General features: G+C 59.7%; 18 protein-coding genes, 2 tRNA genes and 3 rRNA genes. 13 read left to right on the top strand and 10 right to left on the bottom strand.

Annotation, left to right across the window (positions count from 1 at the left end; translation table 11 throughout):
- Positions 1-74: 74 nt before the first annotated feature.
- On the bottom strand, positions 75-1,220 hold the full coding sequence (gene ssuD / locus ACSSVH_RS16390; protein ID WP_492633486.1) for an FMNH2-dependent alkanesulfonate monooxygenase: 1,146 nt from the start codon (positions 1,218-1,220) through the stop codon (positions 75-77).
- Positions 1,221-1,474: 254 nt separating this feature from the next.
- On the opposite strand from ssuD, the gene ACSSVH_RS16385 reads away from it, so the two are divergent.
- The 3 genes from ACSSVH_RS16385 (at position 1,475) to ACSSVH_RS16375 (ending at position 4,972) form a co-directional block, all read left to right on the top strand.
- Positions 1,475-1,744 (top strand): hypothetical protein, encoded by a 270-nt coding sequence (locus ACSSVH_RS16385; protein WP_170057080.1) that lies wholly within the window; start codon positions 1,475-1,477, stop codon positions 1,742-1,744.
- 221 nt (positions 1,745-1,965) lie between these two features.
- The gene (locus tag ACSSVH_RS16380) at positions 1,966-3,126 is read left to right on the top strand and encodes a cysteine desulfurase family protein (protein WP_170057081.1); all 1,161 of its coding nucleotides are present in this window, start codon (positions 1,966-1,968) and stop codon (positions 3,124-3,126) included.
- A 37-nt stretch (positions 3,127-3,163) separates the two neighbouring features.
- Positions 3,164-4,972, top strand: coding sequence for an aminopeptidase P family protein (locus ACSSVH_RS16375; protein ID WP_492633485.1), 1,809 nt, complete (start codon positions 3,164-3,166; stop codon positions 4,970-4,972).
- A 44-nt stretch (positions 4,973-5,016) separates the two neighbouring features.
- Here the strand turns inward: ACSSVH_RS16375 and ACSSVH_RS16370 are convergent, their stop codons facing one another.
- Positions 5,017-5,607 carry a 2-hydroxychromene-2-carboxylate isomerase gene (locus ACSSVH_RS16370; RefSeq protein WP_169957220.1) on the bottom strand — a complete coding sequence of 197 codons (591 nt, stop codon included), beginning with the start codon at positions 5,605-5,607 and terminating at the stop codon, positions 5,017-5,019.
- 36 nt (positions 5,608-5,643) lie between these two features.
- Positions 5,644-6,375, bottom strand: coding sequence for an SDR family oxidoreductase (locus tag ACSSVH_RS16365; RefSeq protein WP_170042852.1), 732 nt, complete (start codon positions 6,373-6,375; stop codon positions 5,644-5,646).
- Between the two features lie 90 nt (positions 6,376-6,465).
- On the opposite strand from ACSSVH_RS16365, the gene ACSSVH_RS16360 reads away from it, so the two are divergent.
- A complete protein-coding gene (locus tag ACSSVH_RS16360; RefSeq protein ID WP_170042867.1) occupies positions 6,466-7,026 on the top strand; it encodes a TetR/AcrR family transcriptional regulator in 561 nt (186 codons plus the stop codon).
- Between the two features lie 4 nt (positions 7,027-7,030).
- Here the strand turns inward: ACSSVH_RS16360 and ACSSVH_RS16355 are convergent, their stop codons facing one another.
- On the bottom strand, positions 7,031-7,312 hold the full coding sequence (locus tag ACSSVH_RS16355; protein ID WP_169957217.1) for a hypothetical protein: 282 nt from the start codon (positions 7,310-7,312) through the stop codon (positions 7,031-7,033).
- 169 nt (positions 7,313-7,481) lie between these two features.
- Positions 7,482-8,369 (bottom strand): threonine/homoserine exporter RhtA, encoded by an 888-nt coding sequence (rhtA, locus tag ACSSVH_RS16350; RefSeq protein ID WP_170042854.1) that lies wholly within the window; start codon positions 8,367-8,369, stop codon positions 7,482-7,484.
- 638 nt (positions 8,370-9,007) lie between these two features.
- On the opposite strand from rhtA, the gene ACSSVH_RS16345 reads away from it, so the two are divergent.
- From ACSSVH_RS16345 to ACSSVH_RS16305, 9 genes are all read left to right on the top strand, one after another.
- Positions 9,008-10,544: ribosomal RNA gene (locus tag ACSSVH_RS16345) — 16S ribosomal RNA — on the top strand.
- An 82-nt stretch (positions 10,545-10,626) separates the two neighbouring features.
- Positions 10,627-10,703 (top strand) — tRNA-Ile (locus ACSSVH_RS16340).
- Positions 10,704-10,733: 30 nt separating this feature from the next.
- Positions 10,734-10,809 (top strand) — tRNA-Ala (locus tag ACSSVH_RS16335).
- 248 nt (positions 10,810-11,057) lie between these two features.
- Positions 11,058-13,951: ribosomal RNA gene (locus ACSSVH_RS16330) — 23S ribosomal RNA — on the top strand.
- A 154-nt stretch (positions 13,952-14,105) separates the two neighbouring features.
- Positions 14,106-14,221, top strand: a 5S ribosomal RNA gene (gene rrf / locus ACSSVH_RS16325).
- The 16S, 23S and 5S rRNA genes sit together here with 2 tRNA genes alongside, the layout of an rRNA operon.
- A 231-nt stretch (positions 14,222-14,452) precedes the next feature.
- The gene (gene mrdA / locus ACSSVH_RS16320) at positions 14,453-16,345 is read left to right on the top strand and encodes a penicillin-binding protein 2 (protein WP_169957315.1); all 1,893 of its coding nucleotides are present in this window, start codon (positions 14,453-14,455) and stop codon (positions 16,343-16,345) included.
- 118 nt (positions 16,346-16,463) lie between these two features.
- Positions 16,464-16,976, top strand: coding sequence for a sigma-70 family RNA polymerase sigma factor (locus tag ACSSVH_RS16315; protein WP_057439140.1), 513 nt, complete (start codon positions 16,464-16,466; stop codon positions 16,974-16,976).
- Positions 16,973-17,947, top strand: a complete 975-nt coding sequence (locus ACSSVH_RS16310; protein ID WP_492633484.1) for a FecR family protein — start codon at positions 16,973-16,975, stop codon at positions 17,945-17,947. The genes ACSSVH_RS16315 and ACSSVH_RS16310 overlap by 4 nt, the downstream gene beginning before the upstream one ends.
- A 110-nt stretch (positions 17,948-18,057) precedes the next feature.
- Positions 18,058-20,475, top strand: a complete 2,418-nt coding sequence (locus ACSSVH_RS16305) for a TonB-dependent siderophore receptor (RefSeq protein ID WP_432754386.1) — start codon at positions 18,058-18,060, stop codon at positions 20,473-20,475.
- A 1-nt stretch (position 20,476) separates the two neighbouring features.
- Here ACSSVH_RS16305 and ACSSVH_RS16300 read toward each other — a convergent pair whose 3' ends face one another.
- The 5 genes from ACSSVH_RS16300 to ACSSVH_RS16280 form a co-directional block, all read right to left on the bottom strand.
- Positions 20,477-21,448: a cyclase family protein gene (locus ACSSVH_RS16300; protein ID WP_169957320.1), complete on the bottom strand. Its 972-nt coding sequence runs from the start codon at positions 21,446-21,448 to the stop codon at positions 20,477-20,479.
- 28 nt (positions 21,449-21,476) lie between these two features.
- Positions 21,477-22,235 (bottom strand): SDR family oxidoreductase, encoded by a 759-nt coding sequence (locus ACSSVH_RS16295; protein ID WP_169957322.1) that lies wholly within the window; start codon positions 22,233-22,235, stop codon positions 21,477-21,479.
- Positions 22,236-22,267: 32 nt separating this feature from the next.
- Positions 22,268-23,716 (bottom strand): aldehyde dehydrogenase family protein, encoded by a 1,449-nt coding sequence (locus tag ACSSVH_RS16290; protein ID WP_492633483.1) that lies wholly within the window; start codon positions 23,714-23,716, stop codon positions 22,268-22,270.
- Between the two features lie 2 nt (positions 23,717-23,718).
- Positions 23,719-24,825, bottom strand: a complete 1,107-nt coding sequence (locus ACSSVH_RS16285; RefSeq protein WP_492633482.1) for a tartrate dehydrogenase — start codon at positions 24,823-24,825, stop codon at positions 23,719-23,721.
- Between the two features lie 116 nt (positions 24,826-24,941).
- Positions 24,942-25,829 carry a LysR family transcriptional regulator gene (locus tag ACSSVH_RS16280; RefSeq protein WP_492633481.1) on the bottom strand — a complete coding sequence of 296 codons (888 nt, stop codon included), beginning with the start codon at positions 25,827-25,829 and terminating at the stop codon, positions 24,942-24,944.
- Positions 25,830-25,927: the final 98 nt, after the last annotated feature.

Raw genomic sequence — 25,927 nt, 5'->3', positions numbered from 1 at the left:
AGCCGGCTTGCCGGCGATAGCGGTGTAACTGACAAATCGCCATCGCCGGCAAGCCGGCTCCTACAAAGGTTGGTTCAGGCTTTGGCGGTGGCAGGCAGTACATCGTTGGCAATCATTTCGCCGAACGGCCCGGTGAGGTTGGTGATGCCGCGTCCGGCCAGGCTGGCGTAGGGTTCGGGCAGCAGCGGGAACACCAGTTCGGCAAAGCGATAGGCCTCTTCCAGGTGCGGGTAGCCGGAGAAGATAAAGCTCTCGATGCCCAGGTCGGCGTATTCCTTGATCCGTTCGGCCACTTGCTGCGGGTTGCCCACCAGGGCGGTGCCGGCACCACCGCGTACCAGGCCGACGCCGGCCCACAGGTTGGGGGCGATTTCCAGGTTGTCGCGCCGCCCATCGTGCAGGGCGGCCATGCGGCGCTGGCCTTCGGAGTCAAAGCGCGAGAAGGATTTTTGCGCGGCGGCAATGGTTTCGTCGCTGATGTGCTCGATCAGCCTGGCTGCCGCTTTCCAGGCCTCGTCTTCGGTGTCGCGCACGATCACATGCAGGCGAATGCCGAATTTGACGGTGCGCCCATGGCGCGCCGCGCGTTCACGTACATCGGCGAGTTTTTCCGCGACAGCTGCCGGTGGTTCACCCCAGGTCAGGTACACGTCCACCTGTTCGGCGGCGAGGTCGTGGGCGGCATCGGACGAACCACCGAAATACAGCGGTGGGTAGGGTTTCTGGACCGGCGGATAAAGGGCCTTGGCGTTCTGCACCTTCAGGTGTTTGCCTTCAAAGTCGACGGATTCGCCCTGCAATACCCGACGCCAGATTTTGAGGAATTCATCGGTCACCTCGTAACGCTCGCTGTGGTCGAGGAAGCTGCCGTCGCCACGGTTTTCATCGGGGTCGCCGCCGGTCACCACATTGATCAGCAGGCGGCCATTGGACAGGCGGTCAAGGGTGGCGGCCATGCGTGCGGACACGGTGGGCGAGATGATCCCAGGGCGGATCGCCACCAGGTAACGCAGGTGTTCGGTCAGGGGCACCAGCGCCGAGGCAATCACCCAGGAGTCCTCGCAGGAGCGGCCAGTGGGAATCAGCACGCCGTGGTAACCAAGGTTGTCGGCGGCCTGGGCTACTTGTTTCAGATAGTTGAGGGTGACCGGGCGAGCGCCTTGGGTGGTACCGAGGAAATGGCCGTCGCCATGGGTCGGAAGGAACCAGAAAACATCCATGACAAGTCCTTGAGCGATGTTCAACAGGGGGTGTCGCCTGGCCAACAGTTGTGTAAACAACAGTTGCGGCGTTGGGGGACCGTTATAGAGCGTCTTGTTTATTCCGTAAACGAACGTATTTCTCTATTTATAGACCTGTAAAGAATATGCAGGATTGGCTGATAGCGACTATCACAGCGGATGATTTTTCCCTGGGAGGGGGCAGGAGTAGCCTGTGTTCATTGCCTTGACGCCCCATTCGCCGGACCTTTGCCATGAACCACACCCTCTCTGTTGCCTTGTTACTGGTTGCCTCTTTCCTTGCCGGTTGTGCCGCCCAGCCAGGCCCCGAACTGCGCCCGTATACCGCCGAGGAAACCAGGCAGTTGGCGATGGAGGGACTCAATCGTCGTGGTCTGTCGTTTGACGAATATCAACAGAAGAAAGCCGAGCTGGCTGGCCGGTCGCAGAAGCCGTTTGGCTTTGATCGCCAGGGCGAAATGAATGCCGAACGCAACGTGATGTTGCATGACCGCCCCAGCTAAAAGCATTGGCTGTGGTCCCGAGCCCGAGGTTCCCCGCAGGAACTTCGGGCTTTTTGTTTTCCATCCTTTTCATCGAGCCTGTTAAGCTCAATTTCAGGAGCGTTCCTACGCACTTTTAAATTCTTTAACGGCATCCGATCGGGTTAACCTGACGATCTCTGTACTGATCGCTGCCCCTGGGACGCTGCTCTCGGGAACATGCTCTGCGGGTCTTTAACGTCATGAATAAACGTCCTTTGTATTTCGACTACGCCGCCACCACACCGGTGGATGAGCGGGTCATCCAGGTCATGATCGAGTGCCTGGGTTTCAACGCCAACTTTGGTAACCCTGCGTCCAGCTCCCATGCCTTTGGCCAACAGGCCCGGCACACGGTCGAGCAGGCGCGCCGGCAGGTGGCGGAACTGGTTGGGGCCCAGGCCGAACAGATCGTCTGGACTTCAGGCGCTACCGAATCCAACAACCTTGCGCTCAAGGGTGTGGCCCAGGCGCGGGGTGTGGCCGGTGGCCATATCATCACCAGCCAGATCGAGCACAAGGCGACCCTGGATACCGCGCGCCAGTTGCAGGAAGCCGGGATTGCCGTGACCTACCTGGTGCCGGACACCGAGGGCCTGATCACCGCCGAGGCCGTCAGCCAGGCACTGCGGGAAGACACGTTCCTGGTGTCGTTGATGTTGGTCAACAATGAATTGGGTACGCTCAACGACATCCCGGCCATTGGCGCGCGGGTGCGTGAGCATGGGGCGCTGTTGCATGTGGATGCGGCGCAGGGCGCCGGCAAGGTCGAGATCGACCTGGCGCGCTGGCCGGTCGACCTGATGTCGTTTTCTGCACACAAGTTGTATGGCCCCAAGGGTATCGGCGCGTTGTATGTCGGGCCGCGGGCGCAGCAGAACGTCACGGCGCAGATCCACGGCGGCGGCCATGAAGGCGGGTTGCGTTCGGGCACCCTGGCAACACACCAGATCGCCGGCATGGGCAGCGCCTTCGCGTTGGCGGGGCAATTTTTTGCCGAAGAGTCGGCGGGTATTGTCGCCCTGCGCCAGCGTCTGCTTGAACAATTGCTGAGCATTCCCGGTGTGCGCCTGAACGGCAGCGCCACCCAGCGCATTCCTCACACCTTGAGCCTGACGTTCAGCGAAGGTGAGTTCAACTCGGCGGCCTTGAGCGCCGGTATCGCGTTTTCGGCGACCTCTGCCTGCAATTCGGCAAGCAATGCGCCGTCCCATGTTCTGCTTGCCCTCGGGCATGATGCGCGCAGCGCCGGTCGCACCATTCGCCTGAGCCTTGGGCGGTTTACCACCGCGCAGGATATCGATCAGGCGGTGCAATTGATCAAGCGCTCGCTGGCCAGCGCACCGGCCTTCTGGGCAGTTTGAAACACATAACAATTATGAGTGGTTAGCAGGAGACATGATGACTACGCAGCCTTTGACCCATGGAACGGTTCCCCAGCGCCTGGCGCATACCCGCGAGTTGATGAAACGGGAGGGCATCGATGCCTTGCTGGTGCCATCGGCCGACCCGCACCTGTCCGAATACTTGCCGGGCTACTGGCAGGGGCGGCAGTGGTTGTCGGGGTTTCATGGGTCGGTCGGTACGCTGATCGTCACGCCTGATTTTGCCGGGGTCTGGGCTGACAGCCGTTACTGGGAGCAGGCGAGCAAGGAGCTCAACGGCAGCGGCATCGAGTTGGTGAAGCTGCAACCAGGGCAGCCCGGCCCGCTGGAATGGCTGGGTGAGCAAACCCCGGAAGGCGGCGTAGTGGCGGTGGACGGCGCGGTGATGGCCGTTGCGTCCGCCCGCACCCTGGGCGGCAAACTGGCTGAGCGGGGGGCGCGCCTGCGGACCGATATCGATCTGTTGAACGAGGTCTGGACCGACCGTCCGGCCCTGCCAAACCAGCCGATCTATCAGCACCTGCCACCCCAGGCCACGGTCAGCCGTGGCGAAAAGCTCGCGGCACTGCGCGCCAGCCTCAAAGAAAAGAACGCGGATTGGCATTTCATTGCCACCCTGGACGACATCGCCTGGCTGTTCAACCTGCGCGGTGCAGATGTTTCGTTCAACCCGGTGTTTGTGTCATTTGCCCTGATCAACCAGCAGCAGGCCACCCTGTTTGTGGCCCTCGGCAAGGTCGATGCCCAGTTGCGTGGGGTGCTGGAGCGCGATGGCGTGACGCTGCGTGACTACAGCGAAGTGTCCGCGGCCCTGGGGGAGGTGCCGAGCGGTGCCAGCCTGCAGGTTGATCCGGCACGCGTGACCGCAGGGTTGCTGGATAACCTGGCCAGTGGGGTCAAGCTGGTGGAAGGGCTCAACCCGACCACGCTGGCCAAGTCCCGTAAAAGCCTGGCGGACGCCGAGCATATTCGCCGGGCCATGGAGCAGGATGGCGCGGCCTTGTGCGAGTTTTTCGCCTGGCTGGACTCGGCCCTGGGCCGCGAGCGCATCACCGAGTTGACGATTGACGAACACCTGACGGCCGCGCGTACGCGGCGCCCGGATTACGTGTCGTTGAGCTTCAATACCATCGCCGCCTTCAACAGTAATGGCGCAATGCCGCACTATCACGCCACTGAAGAAGAGCATGCGGTCATCGAAGGTGATGGCCTGTTGTTGATCGATTCGGGCGGCCAGTACCTGGGTGGTACCACTGATATCACGCGGATGGTGCCCATCGGTACGCCGAGCGAGGAGCAAAAGCGCGATTGCACGCGGGTGCTCAAGGGGGTGATTGCCCTGTCGCGTGCGCAATTCCCCAAGGGCATCCTCTCGCCTTTGCTGGACGCCATCGCTCGCGCGCCGATCTGGGCCGAAGGCGTGGATTATGGTCATGGCACCGGGCATGGGGTGGGTTACTTCCTCAATGTCCATGAAGGCCCGCAGGTGATTGCGTACCAAGCCGCAGCCGCGCCGCAAACCGCCATGCAGCCGGGCATGATCACCTCCATTGAACCGGGTACCTACCGCCCGGGCCGTTGGGGCGTACGTATCGAGAACCTAGTGCTCAACCGAGAGGCGGGCAAGACCGAGTTTGGCGAGTTCCTCAAGTTCGAAACCCTGACGCTGTGCCCAATCGATACCCGTTGCCTGGTGCCGTCGTTGCTGACGACCGAGGAGCGGCAGTGGTTCAACGACTACCATGGCGAGGTGCGTCAACGTCTGAGCCCGTTGCTCAGTGGCGCTGCGCTGGAATGGTTGCAGCTGCGCACGGCCGCTATATAAGGACCGGCCGCTCGCAGGTGTGGCCTGCGAGCGGCTTGCAGATTTTAACTCAAGGCTTCGCGGACAAAGTCCAGGCGATCCTGGCCAAAGAACAGTTGTTGATCGACAAACAGGCTCGGCGCACCAAACACGCCACGGGCAATCGCCTCTTCGGTCTTGCGCTTGAGGGCGTCCTTTACGTCCTCATCCTGAGTCAGCTCCAATACCTTTGCCGGATCGAAGCCGTGTTCCGTCAGGACTTGCGCGACGACGGCCGGATCACCGAGGTTGCGCCCCTCCACCCATAACGCCTGGAACAGGCAGTCGATGAAGTCGACAAAGCGCTCTGGCTGGCGTAGCTGAATGCCGGTGACGGCGCGCATCAGCGTCAAGGTGTTGATGGGGAAGTGCGGGTTGAACTTGAGGGGCACATCGTAGCGCCTGGCGTAGCGTGCCAGGTCTTGCAGCATGTAGCGACCCTTGGCCGGGATGGTGATGGGCGAGGCGTTGCCGGTGGCCTTGAAAATGCCGCCCAGCAGGATGGGCTGGTACACCAGTTGGCTGCCGGTTTCGCCACAGATTCCGGGCAGTTGGGTGTACGCCAGGTAGGTGGTGGGGCTGCCGAGGTCGAAGAAGAATTCCAGGGTTTTGCTCATGTCGGATGCTCGCTGCTTATTGTTATGTAGGCGTGCTTACCAGGTTTCGTTCCAGGGGCGCAGGTCCAGCTCGAAGGTCCAGGCATCCCGTGGCTGGCTGTGCAGGTGCCAATAGTTATCGGCGATATGCGCGGGATCAAGGATGCCGTCCTGGTCCTTGAGGGCATATTTGCTGGGGAAGTTGTCGCGGATGAAGTCAGTGTCGATGGCGCCATCCACCACCACGTGGGCCACATGGATGTTCATCGGGCCCAGTTCGCGCGCCATGCTTTGGGCCAGGGCGCGGATGCCGTGCTTGGCCCCGGCGAAGGCGGCAAATCCCGCTGCGCCGCGCAGCCCGGCGGTGGCACCGGTAAACAGGATCGTCCCGCGCCGGCGCGTCACCATGCGCTTGGCCACTTCCCGGGCATTGAGGAAGCCTGAGAAGCAGGCCATCTCCCAGATCTTGAAATATTTGCGCGCAGTTTCTTCGAGGATGCTGCACGGCACGTTGGCGCCGATGTTGAACACGAATGCCTCAATCGGACCCAGCTCGTGTTCGATCTGCTCGATCAGCGCGATCACCTCGTCCTCCTTGCGTGCATCGCAGGCAAAGCCATGGGCTTCGCCGCCGGACGCCTGGATGCTGTCCACCAGGGGTTGCAGCTTGTCGGCACTGCGTCGGGTGACGCAGGCGACATAACCTTCACGGGCAAAACGCTTGGCGATGGCGCCGCCTGTAGCATCGCCTGCACCGACGACCAGTACGATTTTCTTATTCTCAGTCATGGCAGATCCTTGGGTAAACGATCGTTAACTAAACGAACGTTATGCTACGATTCGACAGGCGTCAAGGTCATGTATTTTGGGGGAGAGGCAATGCGCTATTCAGTCAGTCACAAGCAGCAAACCAGAGACAAGCTTCTGCAGAGCAGCGCGGCACTGGCCAAGAAAGAAGGGTTTGCCAGCGTTGGTGTAGACGGCTTGATGAAAGCCATTGGCTTGAGTGGGGGCGCGTTCTATAGCCACTTTTCCTCCAAGGATGCGCTGTTCGGTTCAATCGTCGAGCGCGAATTGAGCCAAAGCCTTGAGCGTTTGGGGGCGGGGGAAGTGCAGAGTCGCGAGCGCCTGGGGCGGTGCCTGAAGATCTATTTGAGCATGGCCCACGTAGAGCAGGTGCAGGACGGGTGTGCGTTGCCAAGCATGGGGGCGGATATTGCGCGTGCGGATATAGCTGTACGTCAGCAGGCGCAGGCGTGGATCTGTCGGCTGCAGGCCAACTGGGCGCGGACGTTGGAGAGTGACAGCCTGGCCTGGGCCATTTTGTCCCAGTGTGTGGGGGCGCTGGTGGTTGCCAGGATGATGGTTGACCCGCACGTTCAAGCGCAGGTGCTTTCATCGAGCTATAAAGAGCTCAGCCAGAGAATCACCCAGCAATGAGCTCTTACTTGCAGAGCACTATCATGCTGCGGCTGGTATAGCCGGCAGGGTTGATACCGAAGGGATAATCACCCGGCTCTTCCGTGTTGTCGCCGGACTTGGCGATGACCCGGTAGCCCTTCTTGCCGCACGAATTGGCTGCGCTGGTGTAGCACTGGTCCCAGGAGGAGGACAGGCCAGAGCAGTTGATATGCAACCCTTTCTTTCCGCGTTTGACTTCTGTCTTGGTGGTCGCGGCACACCCAGCCAGGGCGATCACGACAAACACTATCAAAATTCGCTTCATTACCATCCTTAATAGCCGCGCCGTTGGAATGCCCGATGCTGGCTTTGCTCGCTCTCAAGTGTAGCGTCCGTGGATGTCCCTATTCGAAAATCTCCATGACTGACACTGAGTTACAGACTAAACATGGCCTAATTGAGCGGCAAATACCAGAGCTTCGTTAAATCCTGTCTCAATCTGCCGCGACGATTGGCTTCGACTGGCTGCGCATGGTCAGGGTAGCGCCGACGGAGGCCATGATAATGCAGGCGATCGCCAGCCATTGCGCCAGGGACAGGTATTCCTGGAGGAAAAACAGCCCCGAAAGCGCGCCGAATGCGGGCTCGATACTCATCAGGGTGCCGAAGGTGCGTGCGGGCAGTCGGGTCAGGGCGACCATCTCCAGGGTATAGGGGAGGGCGGTGGAAAGAATCGCCACGCCAATGGCGATTGGAATCAGCGAGGGTGTCAGCAGTGCGCTACCGGCGTGAACGATCCCGATAGGGGCCACGAACAGCGCGGCGATCATCACGCCGAGGGCGGCGGTCTGGACGCCGTTGTCTGCGCCGGCCTTCTGCCCGAACAAAATATAGAGGGCCCAGCAGATGCCCGCGCCCAGTGCGTAGGCGGCGCCGGTCAGGTCGATGCCTTGGCTGGCTTCACCAACCGGTATTAATAGCAGCAGGCCTACGATGGCCAGGGCTATCCACAGGAAGTCGACAGCGCGGCGCGAAGCATAGATGGCTACGGCCAGTGGGCCGGTGAATTCCAGGGCCACCGCGATACCCAGGGGAACGGTGCGCAATGACATATAGAAGAGGAAGTTCATGCCGCCCAGCGCCATCCCATACACGATGACGGTGCGCAGTGATTTGGCGGTGAGTTTTGCGCGCCAGGGACGAAGCAACAGCAGCATGATGATGCTGGCAAAAACCAGGCGCAGCGTGGTGGTGCCTTGGGCGCCGACAATCGGGAACATACTCTTGGCCAGTGAGGCGCCCGACTGGATCGAGGCCATGGCAATCAGCAGTAGGCCGACGGGGAATAGTGCCGAGCCCAGGCTGCGGGATGAAGTGGTCATTGGGGGTGTTCGTCCAGGTTCATATAGAGGCAGAAGGCACTATGATGATCAACTGCCACTAATTGAGCAATATATTGCTCAATTAGTGGGTTCTTCTCTCTATAAAGAGAGGGTTCTGAGGGGGTTCGGGGTCTTCGATAGATAAATTGAATTAATGGTTGACGGCAGATTCTAGAAGTCTATAATTCGCCCCACTTCCGGCGCAGTCGAAACGGAAAACTCCTTGGTAAACAAAGAGTTATGTAGTTTTCGGCAGTAGGTTGCTTCAGTTCATCGAAGCCAAAAGGAAGTTGAAAAAGAGGTGTTGACAGCAGCGTGTAACGCTGTAGAATTCGCCTCCCGCTGACGAGAGATCGAAAGCGCAAGTGGTTGAAGTTGTTGAGGAAAACCTCGAAACTTCTGAAAATAATCACTTGACAGCAAATGAGGCTGCTGTAGAATGCGCGCCTCGGTTGAGGCGAAAGATCTTAACCAACCGCTCTTTAACAACTGAATCAAGCAATTCGTGTGGGTGCTTGTGGAGTCAGACTGATAGTCAACAAGATTATCAGCATCACAAGTTACTCCGCGAGAAATCAAAGATGTAACCAACGATTGCTGAGCCAAGTTTAGGGTTTCTTAAAAACCCAAAGATGTTTGAACTGAAGAGTTTGATCATGGCTCAGATTGAACGCTGGCGGCAGGCCTAACACATGCAAGTCGAGCGGTAGAGAGAAGCTTGCTTCTCTTGAGAGCGGCGGACGGGTGAGTAATGCCTAGGAATCTGCCTGGTAGTGGGGGATAACGTTCGGAAACGGACGCTAATACCGCATACGTCCTACGGGAGAAAGCAGGGGACCTTCGGGCCTTGCGCTATCAGATGAGCCTAGGTCGGATTAGCTAGTTGGTGGGGTAATGGCTCACCAAGGCGACGATCCGTAACTGGTCTGAGAGGATGATCAGTCACACTGGAACTGAGACACGGTCCAGACTCCTACGGGAGGCAGCAGTGGGGAATATTGGACAATGGGCGAAAGCCTGATCCAGCCATGCCGCGTGTGTGAAGAAGGTCTTCGGATTGTAAAGCACTTTAAGTTGGGAGGAAGGGTTGTAGATTAATACTCTGCAATTTTGACGTTACCGACAGAATAAGCACCGGCTAACTCTGTGCCAGCAGCCGCGGTAATACAGAGGGTGCAAGCGTTAATCGGAATTACTGGGCGTAAAGCGCGCGTAGGTGGTTAGTTAAGTTGGATGTGAAATCCCCGGGCTCAACCTGGGAACTGCATTCAAAACTGACTGACTAGAGTATGGTAGAGGGTGGTGGAATTTCCTGTGTAGCGGTGAAATGCGTAGATATAGGAAGGAACACCAGTGGCGAAGGCGACCACCTGGACTGATACTGACACTGAGGTGCGAAAGCGTGGGGAGCAAACAGGATTAGATACCCTGGTAGTCCACGCCGTAAACGATGTCAACTAGCCGTTGGGAGCCTTGAGCTCTTAGTGGCGCAGCTAACGCATTAAGTTGACCGCCTGGGGAGTACGGCCGCAAGGTTAAAACTCAAATGAATTGACGGGGGCCCGCACAAGCGGTGGAGCATGTGGTTTAATTCGAAGCAACGCGAAGAACCTTACCAGGCCTTGACATCCAATGAACTTTCTAGAGATAGATTGGTGCCTTCGGGAACATTGAGACAGGTGCTGCATGGCTGTCGTCAGCTCGTGTCGTGAGATGTTGGGTTAAGTCCCGTAACGAGCGCAACCCTTGTCCTTAGTTACCAGCACGTAATGGTGGGCACTCTAAGGAGACTGCCGGTGACAAACCGGAGGAAGGTGGGGATGACGTCAAGTCATCATGGCCCTTACGGCCTGGGCTACACACGTGCTACAATGGTCGGTACAGAGGGTTGCCAAGCCGCGAGGTGGAGCTAATCCCACAAAACCGATCGTAGTCCGGATCGCAGTCTGCAACTCGACTGCGTGAAGTCGGAATCGCTAGTAATCGCGAATCAGAATGTCGCGGTGAATACGTTCCCGGGCCTTGTACACACCGCCCGTCACACCATGGGAGTGGGTTGCACCAGAAGTAGCTAGTCTAACCTTCGGGAGGACGGTTACCACGGTGTGATTCATGACTGGGGTGAAGTCGTAACAAGGTAGCCGTAGGGGAACCTGCGGCTGGATCACCTCCTTAATCGACGACATCAGCTGCTCCATAAGTTCCCACACGAATTGCTTGATTCATTGAAGAAGACGAAAAGAAGCAGCCCGAAATTGGGTCTGTAGCTCAGTTGGTTAGAGCGCACCCCTGATAAGGGTGAGGTCGGCAGTTCGAATCTGCCCAGACCCACCAATTTTGTGTGGGAAACGCCTGTAGAAATACGGGGCCATAGCTCAGCTGGGAGAGCGCCTGCCTTGCACGCAGGAGGTCAACGGTTCGATCCCGTTTGGCTCCACCACTACTGCTTCTGTTTGTATAAAGCTTAGAAATGAGCATTCCATCATTATGATGGTGAATGTTGATTTCTAGTCTTTGACTAGTTCGTTCTTTAAAAATTTGGGTATGTGATAGAAAGATAGACTGAACGTTACTTTCACTGGTAACGGATCAGGCTAAGGTAAAATTTGTGAGTTACTCAAATTGAGTATTATCGAATTTTCGGCGAATGTCGTCTTCACAGTATAACCAGATTGCTTGGGGTTATATGGTCAAGTGAAGAAGCGCATACGGTGGATGCCTTGGCAGTCAGAGGCGATGAAAGACGTGGTAGCCTGCGAAAAGCTTCGGGGAGTCGGCAAACAGACTTTGATCCGGAGATGTCTGAATGGGGGAACCCAGCCATCATAAGATGGTTATCTTAAGCTGAATACATAGGCTTAAGAGGCGAACCAGGGGAACTGAAACATCTAAGTACCCTGAGGAAAAGAAATCAACCGAGATTCCCTTAGTAGTGGCGAGCGAACGGGGACTAGCCCTTAAGTGGCTTTGAGATTAGCGGAACGCTCTGGAAAGTGCGGCCATAGTGGGTGATAGCCCTGTACGCGAAAATCTCTTAGTCATGAAATCGAGTAGGACGGAGCACGAGAAACTTTGTCTGAATATGGGGGGACCATCCTCCAAGGCTAAATACTACTGACTGACCGATAGTGAACTAGTACCGTGAGGGAAAGGCGAAAAGAACCCCGGAGAGGGGAGTGAAATAGATCCTGAAACCGTATGCGTACAAGCAGTGGGAGCCCACTTTGTTGGGTGACTGCGTACCTTTTGTATAATGGGTCAGCGACTTATTTTCAGTGGCGAGCTTAACCGAATAGGGGAGGCGTAGCGAAAGCGAGTCTTAATAGGGCGTCTAGTCGCTGGGAATAGACCCGAAACCGGGCGATCTATCCATGGGCAGGTTGAAGGTTGGGTAACACTAACTGGAGGACCGAACCGACTACCGTTGAAAAGTTAGCGGATGACCTGTGGATCGGAGTGAAAGGCTAATCAAGCTCGGAGATAGCTGGTTCTCCTCGAAAGCTATTTAGGTAGCGCCTCATGTATCACTGTAGGGGGTAGAGCACTGTTTCGGCTAGGGGGTCATCCCGACTTACCAAACCGATGCAAACTCCGAATACCTACAAGTGCCGAGCATGGGAGACACACGGCGGGTGCTAACGTCCGTCGTGAAAAGGGAAACAACCCAGACCGTCAGCTAAGGTCCCAAAGTTATGGTTAAGTGGGAAACGATGTGGGAAGGCTTAGACAGCTAGGAGGTTGGCTTAGAAGCAGCCACCCTTTAAAGAAAGCGTAATAGCTCACTAGTCGAGTCGGCCTGCGCGGAAGATGTAACGGGGCTCAAACCATACACCGAAGCTACGGGTATCACCTTCGGGTGATGCGGTAGAGGAGCGTTCTGTAAGCCTGTGAAGGTGAGTTGAGAAGCTTGCTGGAGGTATCAGAAGTGCGAATGCTGACATGAGTAACGACAATGGGTGTGAAAAACACCCACGCCGAAAGACCAAGGTTTCCTGCGCAACGTTAATCGACGCAGGGTTAGTCGGTCCCTAAGGCGAGGCTGAAAAGCGTAGTCGATGGAAAACAGGTTAATATTCCTGTACTTCTGGTTATTGCGATGGAGGGACGGAGAAGGCTAGGCCAGCTTGGCGTTGGTTGTCCAAGTTTAAGGTGGTAGGCTGGAATCTTAGGTAAATCCGGGATTCTAAGGCCGAGAGCTGATGACGAGTTACCCTTTGGGTGACGAAGTGGTTGATGCCATGCTTCCAAGAAAAGCTTCTAAGCTTCAGGTAACCAGGAACCGTACCCCAAACCGACACAGGTGGTTGGGTAGAGAATACCAAGGCGCTTGAGAGAACTCGGGTGAAGGAACTAGGCAAAATGGCACCGTAACTTCGGGAGAAGGTGCGCCGGTGAGGGTGAAGGACTTGCTCCGTAAGCTCATGCCGGTCGAAGATACCAGGCCGCTGCGACTGTTTATTAAAAACACAGCACTCTGCAAACACGAAAGTGGACGTATAGGGTGTGACGCCTGCCCGGTGCCGGAAGGTTAATTGATGGGGTTAGCTAACGCGAAGCTCTTGATCGAAGCCCCGGTAAACGGCGGCCGTAACTATAACGGTCCTAAGGTAGCGAAATTCCTTGTCGGGTAAGTTCCGACCTGCACGAATGGCGTAACGATGGCGGCGCTGTCTCCACCCGAGACTCAGTGAAATTGAAATCGCTGTGAAGATGCAGTGTATCCGCGGCTAGACGGAAAGACCCCGTGAACCTTTACTATAGCTTTGCACTGGACTTTGAATTTGCTTGTGTAGGATAGGTGGGAGGCTTTGAAGCGTGGACGCCAGTTCGCGTGGAGCCAACCTTGAAATACCACCCTGGCAACTTTGAGGTTCTAACTCAGGTCCGTTATCCGGATCGAGGACAGTGTATGGTGGGTAGTTTGACTGGGGCGGTCTCCTCCTAAAGAGTAACGGAGGAGTACGAAGGTGCGCTCAGACCGGTCGGAAATCGGTCGTAGAGTATAAAGGCAAAAGCGCGCTTGACTGCGAGACAGACACGTCGAGCAGGTACGAAAGTAGGTCTTAGTGATCCGGTGGTTCTGTATGGAAGGGCCATCGCTCAACGGATAAAAGGTACTCCGGGGATAACAGGCTGATACCGCCCAAGAGTTCATATCGACGGCGGTGTTTGGCACCTCGATGTCGGCTCATCACATCCTGGGGCTGAAGCCGGTCCCAAGGGTATGGCTGTTCGCCATTTAAAGTGGTACGCGAGCTGGGTTTAGAACGTCGTGAGACAGTTCGGTCCCTATCTGCCGTGGACGTTTGAGATTTGAGAGGGGCTGCTCCTAGTACGAGAGGACCGGAGTGGACGAACCTCTGGTGTTCCGGTTGTCACGCCAGTGGCATTGCCGGGTAGCTATGTTCGGAATAGATAACCGCTGAAAGCATCTAAGCGGGAAACTAGCCTCAAGATGAGATCTCACTGGAACCTTGAGTTCCCTGAAGGGCCGTCGAAGACTACGACGTTGATAGGTTGGGTGTGTAAGCGCTGTGAGGCGTTGAGCTAACCAATACTAATTGCCCGTGAGGCTTGACCATATAACACCCAAGCAATTTGTTTCTCGAAAGAGCATCAGATTGCGGTGTGTGAAGACGAAATGAACCGAAAGTTCGAATCTCACAAAACACCGAAAGCTGTCACATACCCAATTTTCTGAAGCGAGGCACTTGCCACGACTCAGTACCCGAATTTCTTGACGACCATAGAGCATTGGAACCACCTGATCCCATCCCGAACTCAGCAGTGAAACGATGCATCGCCGATGGTAGTGTGGGGTTTCCCCATGTGAGAGTAGGTCATCGTCAAGATTAAATTCCGAAACCCCAATTGCGAAAGCAGTTGGGGTTTTGTTTTGGGCGGTCGAAAAGGCGCGCGCAAAGACTAGCCCGCAGCTTCGCTGCTATCCACCCCCCAACCACCCTTCGGTCAATTCAATACAAAGTGTTTCGGTATTTTTGGTAAGGTGCAGCAGCTTTTTCAGGGACGGCCTTTCAACCGCAGGATGCGGCATCACCCTTATTCAACGAGATGCTGTAGAAATGCCCGAAGCCATACCGATCAAAGACCACGAAAAAGAGCACCGCCTGGTCAACAAGCGCCTGCTGGCCTGCGCAATACTGGTGCTTGGCATCACCTGTGCCCTGGTCGCCCGCATGTATTTCCTGCAGGTGGTGGAGTTCGACTATCACTCCACCATCTCCGAAAACAACCGTGTCCACGTCCTGCCCATCACCCCGACCCGCGGCCTGATCTATGACCGTAACGGTGTGGTTCTGGCCGATAACCGTCCCAGTTACAACCTGACCATCACCCGCGAACGGGCTACCGACCTGAAAGGGGAGCTGGACTCGATCATCGCTCTGCTGCACCTGCCCCCCGAAGACCGCGCTGTATTCGACAAGGCCCTGAAGCAAGCGCGCCACCCGTTCGTGCCCGTGACGTTGTTCTATGAGTTGACTGAAGAACAGATCGCCATATTGGCCGTCAACGAATTCCGCCTGCCAGGCGTGGATGTCGAGCCGCAGTTCGTGCGGCACTACCCGCTGGGTGCACACTTTGCGCATTCCATTGGTTACGTGGGGCGCATCAACGAGAAAGAGTCCAAGGAGCTGGATTCGGTCGAATACCGTGGCACGCAATCGATTGGTAAAACCGGCATCGAGCGCTTCTATGAGTCGCAGTTGCACGGCCATGTGGGTTATGAAGAGGTCGAGACCAATGCCCAGGGGCGGGTCTTGCGGGTGCTCAAACATACCGATCCGGTTCCCGGCAAAAATATCGTCCTGAGCCTGGATATCAAGCTCCAGGAAGCCGCCGAAGAAGCCCTGGGCGACCGTCGCGGGTCAGTAGTAGCCCTCGACCCGCAAACCGGCGAAGTCCTGGCGATGGTCAGCAAACCCAGCTTTGACCCCAACTCGTTCGTCACCGGCATTAGTTTCAAGGAATATGCCGCGCTCCATGACTCCCTCGACCGGCCCTTGTTCAACCGCGTGTTGCGCGGGCTGTATGCGCCAGGCTCGACGATCAAGCCGGAAGTGGCCATCGCCGGTCTCGACAGTGGCGTGGTCACCGCGCAAACCCGGGTCTTCGACCCCGGCTACTACCAACTGCCGGACTTTGATCACAAGTACCGCAACTGGAACCACAGCGGTGATGGCTGGGTAGATATGGACGCCGCCATCATGCGTTCCAACGACACCTACTTCTACGACCTGGCCCACAAGCTGGGGATCGATCGCCTGCACGACTACATGGCCGAATTCGGTCTTGGCCAGAAAGTCTCCCTGGACATGTTCGAAGAGTCGGCCGGCCTGATGCCATCCCAGGCCTGGAAGCGTGCCACCCGGCGCCAGCCCTGGTTCCCGGGCGAAACCGTGATCCTCGGCATCGGCCAGGGCTATATGCAGGTCACCCCGTTGCAATTGGCCCAGGCCACCGCGCTGATCGCCAACAAGGGCGTGTGGAATCGTCCGCACCTGGCCAAGACCATCGACGGTGTGCCACCCGTGGACGAGAACCCGATGCCCAATGTCGTGCTCAAGAACCCCCGCGACTGGGATCAGGTCAACCACGGCATGCAAATGGTGATGCACGACCCGCGCGGGATTGCCCGGGCGTCGGCCGCCGGTGCGCAGTATCGGATCGCGGGCAAGAGTGGCACCGCGCAGGTGGTGGCAATCAAGCAGGGCGAGCGCTACAACCGCCTGAAGACTCGCGAGCGCAACCGCGACAACGCATTGTTCGTCGGCTTCGCCCCGGCCGAGCACCCCAGGATCGTGATTTCAGTGATGATTGAAAACGGCGAGGCGGGCGGCCGGGTGGCAGGCCCGGTGGTGCGCCAGATCATGGATGCCTGGTTGCTCGATCAGCAAGGCCACCTGAAACCGCAGTACGCCACGCCGGCCAAGACATCGGGCGACCCTCGTGTCTAGCGCCAGTATCGTCAAGCCGTCTTGAGCGAGGTTCCACTGGGGTAGATAAGCGATTGCATTTAGCCACAGCCTGCGCAGATAATGAGATGAATTATCATTAACGTGCTTGGCTGCCCGCGTGTCTACTCCTACCGATCCCAAGGTCCTTCTGGCAACGCTTTATGACGACAACCATCGCTGGTTGCGCGCCTGGTTGTATCGTCAGCTCAAGTGCCCGCAAGATGCCGCGGACCTGACCCAGGACACGTTTATCCGCATTCTGGATGCGCGCCAGCTCCATCAACTCGATGAGCCACGCGCGTTTCTCAGCACCGTGGCGCGCCGCTTGTTGTTCAGCTTCTGGCGACGCAAACGGTTGGAGCAGACCTACCTCGACAGCCTGGCGCAGTTGCCGCACGCCTACACCCCTTCGGAAGAAGACCTGGCCCTGGTGCGCGAAGCGCTGGAAAGCATCGATCGCCTGCTCAATGGCCTACCGCCGCGTGTCCGGCAGATCTTTATGCTCAATCGCCTCGAGGGCTTGTCGCAGCCCGTCATCGCCCAGCAGTTGAGCGTGTCGCTGGCCACGGTAGAGCGTGATCTGCGCCGGGCTTTCCTGCATTGCCTGGCCGAGTCGGCGGACCTGACATGAGCCGCCCCAAGGTGGACGCCACCACCCGCGCCGCCGTGGATTGGCTGCTACGCCTGGAGGCCGGGGCTGACGACCCCGCGCTGCGTCAAGCCTTCGAAGCCTGGCTGCGGGCCAACCCCCAGCACACTGTCGCCTGGCAGCGTGTGGGCAGTTTGCTGCAGCAGCCGATTGCTGATTTGCAGCGCGTCGAGGCCCGTAGCCCCGGCCAATTGCGCGCCGTTACCCAGGCCCTGGCGACGCCGGATTCCGAAGCGCGGCGCAAGGTACTGCGCGGTGGCCTGGCCCTGATGTTGTTCGGTGTCAGCGGTGCGGCGATCTTTGACCGCGCCCAACCGCTCAATGGCCTGTGGGCCGACCGCCACACCGCCACCGGTGAGCGCAAGACTTTCGCCTTGGCCGATGGCAGCCGCCTGAGCCTCAATGCCCGCAGTTCTGTGGACATCCACTTCAGTGACAGCCGTCGCCTGGTGCGCCTGCGTGAGGGCCAAGTGTTCGTGGACGTCGCCGCCGACCCGCGCCGGCCGTTTGTGATCGCCACCGACCAGGGCGAAGTCCAGGCCCTGGGCACGCAATTCATGGTGCGCCAGGAGGCTACCGGCAGCCTGACCTCGGTGCAGTTGCACAGCGTCCAGGTCACCACGCTCGGCGGCAGCCAGCGCCGTGTAGAGGCGGGGGAGGCGGCGTGGTTCAGCGATGTCGATGTGCGCCCGGTACTGCTCTCGGTACGCAGCCGCGCGGACTGGCGTGAAGGCCGCGTGGATATCCGTGATGAGCCCCTGGGCCTGTTGATCGACGCCCTGCGGCCGTATCGCCGGGGCGTGTTGCGGGTCAGTGAGCAAGCCGCAAAAGTACGCGTCTATGGCGTGTACCCACTGGATGATCCGGCGCAAACCCTGGAGTCGCTGGCCCAGACCTTCCCCCTGCGCATCAGTCACTACGGCCCCTGGTTGACCCTGATAGACGTGCGTTGAGCCGACAATGGGAATTATTTTCACTGAGCGTGAGGGGGTCGCCGATCTCGCGAGTCAAGGTTAGGGAACGCCAACCTGACAATGAGCATCCTCACCCTATGGCACCCTTGATGATCCGTCCCTGCCTGTTGACCCTGGCCGTAACCCTGGCGGTGGTCGGCCACCCCGTGGCCGCCCTGGCCGATACGGCCGCCAGCACCCAGCAATATTTCAATCTGCCCGCTGCAGACCTCGGCGATAGCCTGAGCCGGCTGTCGCGGGAAAGCGGGCGCACGCTGTCGGTCAGCCCGGCCTTGCTGCAAGGCCGCCGCGCGCCGGCGCTGCAGGGCCAATACAGCCCTGAACAGGCCGCGCAACACTTGCTGGCCGGCAGTGGCCTGGGCCTGACCGTCACCGACAATGGCACCTGGAGCCTGTACCTGCTGCCCGAAGGCGGCGCCTTGAACCTTGGCGCCACCACCGTCACCGGCCTGGTAGCAGAAAATGCCTGGGGCCCGGTGGATGGCTATGTGGCCACCCGCAGCGCGACGGCCACCAAGACCGATACACCGATCCTGGAAATCCCGCAGACCGTCAACGTGGTCACCGCCGACCAGGTCAAGGTCCAGGGCGCACGCAACCTGACCCAGTCCTTGCGCTACACCCCAGGCGTCGATACCAACGGCTATACCGATCGCAACACCATCGCCGACGAGCTGACCAGCCGTGGCTTCGCGCCCACCTTGTTGTATCTCGATGGCGCCTATCTGCCTTACGCCGGCAGCCTCGGTGGCGCGCCGCAGATCGATCCCTACACCCTGGAACGCATTGAAGTGCTCAAGGGCCCGGCCTCAGTGCTGTTCGGGCAGAACCAGCCGGGCGGCATGATCAACCTGGTGTCCAAGCGGCCCACCACTGAGGCCCGGCACCAGGTCAAGTTTGGCCTGGGCAGTTACGACCGGGTCAATGGCGCCCTGGATTTCAGCGGCCCCCTCGATGAGGCAAAAACCTTGAGCTACCGCCTGATCGGCCTGGTCCGCGACGGTAACGAGATGGTCGACCATGCCACCGACAGCCGCACCTTGCTGGCCCCCAGCCTGACCTGGGCGCCCACGGATGACACTGCCCTGACGATCTATGCGCAGATCCAGCGTGACAAATCCCTGGCCGACTACCAGGCGTTGCCGGCCATTGGCACCCTGTACCGCAACTCCAAGGGCCAGCACATCGACCGCGACACCTTCCTCGGCGACTCCGACTGGAACAACTACATTCGCGATCAGTACGTGCTGGGCTATGACTTCTCCCATGCCTTCAACGACAACCTGGAATATCGCCAGACCGCACGGTTTACCGACGTCAACGACCGCTACAAAGGTTTCTACCTGAACCGCTTCGTCGAACTGCCCGATGGCAGCACCGACGACACCCGCGCCAGCCGCACCAAGCTCGACTGGCGCCAACACAACAGCGCCTACACCCTCGATAACAACCTGCAGGCCAAGTTCGCCACCGGTGCCCTGGAACACACCTTGCTGGTGGGCTTCGATCACCGCGAGTTCACCCGTAAATATCAGGGCTACAACCTCTCCGGCGCAGAAATCATCGACCTCTACAAACCGTCCAACTACCACACCTTTGGCCAGCCGCAACTGACCACCAAGTGGAACAACACGGTCAAGCAGACCGGTCTGTATGCCCAGGACCAGATCAAGTTCGACCGTTTCATCCTCACCATGGGCCTGCGTGAAGACTGGGCCGAAGTGATCAATCGCGACCTGCTGGACCACAGCACGGTGTCGCAGAAAGACAAGCAACTCACGCGTCGCGTCGGCCTGACTTACCTCACCGACTTTGGCCTGGCGCCCTACGTCAGTTATGCCGAGTCGTTTCTGCCCAGCGTCGGCCGGCTGGCCCCGGAGCGTGGCGGCGGCGCCTATAAACCGGTGGAAGGCGAGCAGTATGAGGCGGGCCTCAAATACCAGCCCAACGACCAGTCGCTGCTGACCTTGTCGGTGTTCCAGATCAAACAGAAAAACGTCCTGACCGGCGATCTGGTCTATCGCGAATACCAGTTGCAGGAAGGCGAAGTGCGCTCGCGGGGCGTGGAATTTGAAGGCAAGGCCCGGTTTGGCCAGGTGGAGTTGATCAGTGCGCTGTCGTACCTGGACGTGATCTATACCAAGAGCAACTACGGCGAAGAGGGTAACCGCAGCGAGGCGCAGGCGCCTTGGAGCGCCAGTACCTGGGTCGACTACCACTTTGCCGGCGATACCCTGGCCGGCCTGACCGTAGGCGGTGGTGCGCGGTATACCGGGAAGAAGTACGGCGACTCGGCCAACACCTTCAAGACCCCGTCGTTCGTGGTCTTTGACGCCACCGTCAGCTACGACCTGAGCCGCGTCAGCCCCACATTCAAGGGCGCCGAAGCCAGCCTCAACGTGCAGAACCTGTTTGACCGCGAGTACGTCTCGTCCTGCAACTACTCCTTTGGTTGCTATTACGGCCAGGAGCGCACTGCGTCCCTGGCCGTGTCCTACGATTGGTGAGCTACTTGATCACCACCGGGTTCACCGGCGCGCCGCTGCCACCGACAATCTTCAACGGCGCGGCGGTGTAGAGGAACTTCCACTGGCCGTCGTCGGCACAATCGGCGGCCAGATCCTCCAGCAGCACGATCTCGGTAAAGGCGATGCCGAGGTTGCGCATCAGCGCGCAATGCAACGGAATCTGCACCCCCGACACCGGGTCGGTGATCACTTCGTTAGCGATGGTATCGGTCACCAGGTTGGGGATTTCCATGGCGTGGAACCACTCCACCAGTTCCCGGCTGTAGGTCAGGCCGGGCTCCACCAGGTCCTTGAAAAACTCGGTCTTGCCATACTCGTAGAAGGCGCCCATGGAGCCGGTACGGATGATCAGGATGTCGCGCTTTTCGATGGTCACCCCCTGGGCCTTGGCGGCGGCCAGCAAGTCCAGGTGGTTGAAGGTTTCGCCACGGCCCAGGTATTTCTTGCCGCGATGGCGGGCCATGTCGATCAGCACCGCGCGCCCGACCACGCCGCGCTCGGCAATCGCCAGCACACTGGCCTTGGCCATGCCGCCGACGGTGCTCATGGCGTCGTAGCCGTTCCACAGTTGATTGTCGTACCAGGCATGCCCGAGGGCGTCGTACTGGGTCGAGCCTTGCAGCTGCATGAAGATCACATCGTCGCAATACGCCGCGCCGCCGGTCATTTCGGGTTGCTTGCCGAAGTGGTAGTGGCTGTGATCCAGGGTGTTGAAGCGCATCGACGGGTTGCGCGCCGGCCACATCGGGTCGCCGCCCGGATGGCCGATCTGCACTTGCAGGGTGAAGGTCTTGCCCTGGCGCACCGCGGCCACGCCGCGCAGCACTTCGGTTTCGGTCAGGTAATTGAGGGCGCCGACTTCATCGTCCGGTCCCCATTTACCCCAGTTCTTTGGCAGGCCTTCGAGTAGCTGCTTGGTGCTCGGTTCGTTCTTGTTATGTAAGTCGCACATATCGACTCCGATCCCTTTGGTCGTTGAGTTACACGCAGCGCCCACCGTCGACTTCAAGGCAGGTGCCGGTGATAAAGGCCGCTTCGTCCGAGGCCAGGTACAGGCAGGCATTGGCCACGTCTTGCGGGGTGGAAAAACGTCCCAGGGGGATGGTTGCCATGAACTTCTGACGGTTTTGCGGGGTGTCCGGCACGCCCATGAACTCACTGAGCAACGCGGTTGCGCCGACCACCGGGTTCACGCAATTGACGCGGATATTGTCCGGCCCCAGCTCCGCCGCCATGGTCTTGCTCATGACCACCACCGCGCCCTTGCTGCCGTTATACCAGACCAGTCCCGGGCGTGGGCGGATCGCGGCGGTCGAGGCAATATTGACGAACACGCCGGCGCCCTGGCCGCGAAAGTGCGGCACAAAATGCCTGGCGCTGAGGTAGATGCTTTTGACGTTGACCGCAAACACCCGGTCGAACTCGGCCTCGTCCACCTCCAGCATTGGCCGGTTGCGGTGGGTGGTGCCGGCGTTGTTGATGACGATATCCAGCCCGCCGAATTGCTCCAGGGTCGCGCGCAGCAGCGCGCCCACGCTTTCGTCGTTGGCCACATTGACCTCGACGAAATGGGCATGGCCGCCGGTGGCGGCGATCTCATTGACCACCCGCTGGCCGCCGGTGGCGTTCATGTCGGCGACGATAACCCGCGCACCCTGTTGGGCGAAGGTCTTGGCGATCCCTTCACCAAAGCCGGAACCGGCACCAGTGACGATGGCAACTTTGTTTGCTAGACGCATGGAGTGTGCTCCTTTCTTGTTGTTGCAATGGCTTAGCCGTGTTTGATCGCAATGGTCTTCAAGGTGGTAAAGCCCAGCAGGGCCTCGAAGCCTTTTTCCCGGCCATAACCGCTGGCCTTGACGCCGCCGAAGGGCAGTTCAACCCCGCCGCCGGCCCCGTAGTTATTGATAAATACCTGGCCACAGCGCAGCTTGCGCGCCAGGCGCATTTGCCGTGCGCCGTCGCGGGTCCATACGCCGGCGACCAGGCCGAACTCGGTGCCATTGGCCAGGCGGATCGCCTCGGCTTCCTCGTCGAAAGGCATCACGGCCAACACCGGGCCGAAGACTTCCTCCCGGGCCAGGCGGCTGTCGGGCGGCACGTCGCGAAACAGCACCGCTTCCTGGAAGTAACCACCACTGCCGGCCTCGGCCACCACCTGGCCGCGCGCGGCCACCGTGATGCCGGCCTGTTCGGCCTCGCGCACGAACTCACGTACCTGGCGTTGCTGCTTCTGGTTGATCAGTGGGCCCATGTCCAGGTCCAGCGCCGAAGGCCCGGTGCGCAGTTCGCGAAAACGCTGGCTGAGTTGCTCCACCAGCGCTTCATAAATGCTGCGCTCCACCAGCAGCCGGCTGCCCGCCGAACAGGTCTGCCCGCAGTTCTGCACAATGGCGTTGACCAGCACCGGCAAGGCTTCCTCCAGGTCGGCATCGGCGAATACCAGCTGCGGTGATTTCCCGCCCAGTTCCAGGGTCACCGGGCAGTGCCGTTCAGCGGCGGCCTTGGACACCGCCGTGCCGGTCAGGGTGGAACCGGTAAACGAGATGTGATCGATACCCGGATGGCTGCACAACGCCGCGCCAGCCTCGTAGCCATAGCCGGTCACCACATTGATCGCACCGGCCGGGAAGCCCACTTCGGCGGCAATCTGCGCCAGGCGCAGCAACGACAGGCTGGCATCCTCGGCCGGCTTGACCACACAGGCGTTGCCCGCCGCCAGGGACGCACCGACGCTGCGGCCGAAGATCTGCATCGGGTAGTTCCACGGGATGATATGCCCGGTTACCCCATGGGGCTCGCGCACCGTCAGCACCGTGTAGCCGTTCTGATAAGGCAGGGTCTCGCCGTGCAACTTGTCGGCCGCGCCAGCGTAGTACTCGAAATAACGGGCGAGGGCGGTGGCATCGGCCCGCGCGACTTTCAGCGCCTTGCCAGTGTCCCGCGCCTCGATCTGCGCCAGTTCTTCGTGATGCTCCAGCACCGCCGCGCCAAGCCTGGCCAGCAGGCGGCTGCGCTCCAGGGCCGACAACGTGCCCCACGGGCCATCGAAGGTTTCGCCTACGGCCAGGCGCGCGGCGCGGACGGCGGCGTCCACATCGGCAGCGGTGCCCCGGGCGATGCTGGAGTAGGTTTCGCCGCTGCTGGGATCGATCACCGGGATGTCTTCCAGGGACGTCGAGGCTTGCCATTGGTTGGCGATGTAATGTGCGTTGATCATGTTCAGCTCCTGTTCCCGGCGATGCATTCGGCGATGGCCACGCCCACTTCGATCGTACTGGCGCTGCCGCCCATTTCCCGGGTGCGCGGGCCTTGCGCAAGCACCGTCTCGATGGCCGAGACAATCGCTGCTGCGGCCTGCTGGTACAGCGGGTCGCCATTGCCCAGGTGCTCGATCATCAACGCAGCCGACCAGATCTGCCCGATGGGATTGGCCACGCCCAGCCCGGCAATGTCCGGCGCCGAACCGTGTACCGGCTCGAACAGCGACGGGTAGCGCCGCTCGGGGTTGAGGTTGGCCGAGGGGGCAATGCCGATGGTGCCGGTGCAGGCCGGGCCGAGGTCGGAGAGGATGTCGCCAAACAGGTTGGAGGCCACCACCACATCGAACCAGTCCGGGTGCTGCACAAAGTGTGCGCACAGTATGTCGATGTGGAATTTGGCGCTCTTGACGTCCGGGTAGCGCTGGGCGATCAGGTTCACCCGCTCGTCCCAGAACGGCATGGTGATGGAAATGCCGTTGGATTTGGTGGCGGCCACCAGGTGCTTGCGTGGTCGCTGCTGGGCGAGTTTGAAGGCATAGTCCACCACCCGGTCCACGCCTTCGCGGGAGAAGATCGACTCCTGCACCGCGATCTCGCGCGGCGTGCCTTCCCACATCCGCCCGCCGACGCTGGAGTACTCGCCCTCGGTGTTTTCGCGCACCACGATAAAGTCGATATCCCCCGGCACACGGCCGGCAAGCGGGCAGGGCACGCCGGGCATCAGGCGTACCGGGCGGATGTTGACGTACTGGTCGAACTGGCGGCGGATCTTGAGCAGCGACTCCCACACCGCCGTATGGTCGGCGATGATGTCCGGGGCACCCACGGCGCCGAAGAAGATCGCATCATGGCTGCCGATCTGCTCGGCCCAGTCGTCCGGCATCATGGTGCCGTGGGCCAGGTAGTGCTCGCTGCACCAGGCAAAGTGATCGAACTCAAAGGCAATCCCGAAGCGCCGGCTGACGGCCTCCAGAGCGCGCAGGCCTTCGGGCACCACCTCGCGGCCGATACCGTCGCCGGGAATCACCGCAATACGATGGCGGGTGCTGGTCGTGGAATTGGACACGCCGTGTCTCCTGTTTTTGTTGTTGTCAGTGAGGCGGGGACATTCTTGGCACAGGTGCAGCGGTGGGGGAATTGCTGATTACGGAAGCGGCCTTCGCAAAAATCGAAGGCCAGTGATCAGTCGCAGTGGCAGGTAACCAGGTAGTCGAATAACGCCAGGCTCGTCGGAGACGGCTGTTGCTGGCGCATGCAAAGGTACATCTGGCGGTCGGCCCAAGGGTCGTCGATTTCGATAAAGCGCAAGGCCATCTCCTTGCGAAAGATCTGCACCGCGCCCTGGGGCAGTACGCCAACCCCTTGCCCGGCGGCAATCAGCCGGCACACCGCTTCAAAGCTGCGTACCTGCACCCGCAGGCGCAGCGGCATGCCAATCGCGGCGGCGGCTTCGGTGATCAGCGCGGTGATGGCGGCGTTATCCTCCAGGCCCACAAAGTCATAGCCCAGCAAATCGGCAAAGCGCGCATGGCGCATCTTGAACGGATGATCATCGGGCACCAGCAGGCACAGGCGGTCCTGGCAGTACGGGGCAAAGCGCAAGTCCTCGCCGCCCGGCTGGGTGGTGACGATGCCCACATCGGCCACGCCATCGCGCACCGCCTGCAGGATTTCGCGGCTGCGCTCTTCGCGGATATCCAGGCGGATGCCGGGGTGCAGAGCGTTCCACTGGGTCAGTTGGCGGGGCAGTTGCTGGCTCATCGCCGAACTGTTGGCATACAGGCACACGCGGCCGGTGGCGCCCTTGGCGTAGTCGGCGAGGTCAGCGTGCATCACATCCACTGCGCGCAAAATCGCCAACCCATGCTCGGCCAACACCTCGCCGGCCGCCGTGGGCGAGACGCCAGTGGAGGAGCGGTGTAACAGGGCGACCTTGAAATGCTGCTCGAGCAACGATAGGCGCCGGCTGGCCGCTGACAGCGAGAGGTGCGACTGCTCGGCCGCCCGGGACAGGCTGCCGAGCTTGACCGTCTTGAGGAACAGCTCGATGGAGGTGAGATCGGGGGCCATGCCAGAGTCCTTGTGCGCGGTCTGTGAAAACTACGCAGTTGGGACAGGACTGTCCAATCGTCTGATACAACGTTGGAGGCGCCGCCGATCCCTTGTGG

The organism is Pseudomonas sp. HC1(2025) (genome assembly GCF_058742075.1).
The sequence above is the reverse complement of the archived record's forward strand: the minus strand, read 5'-3'. Positions and strand labels throughout refer to the sequence as shown.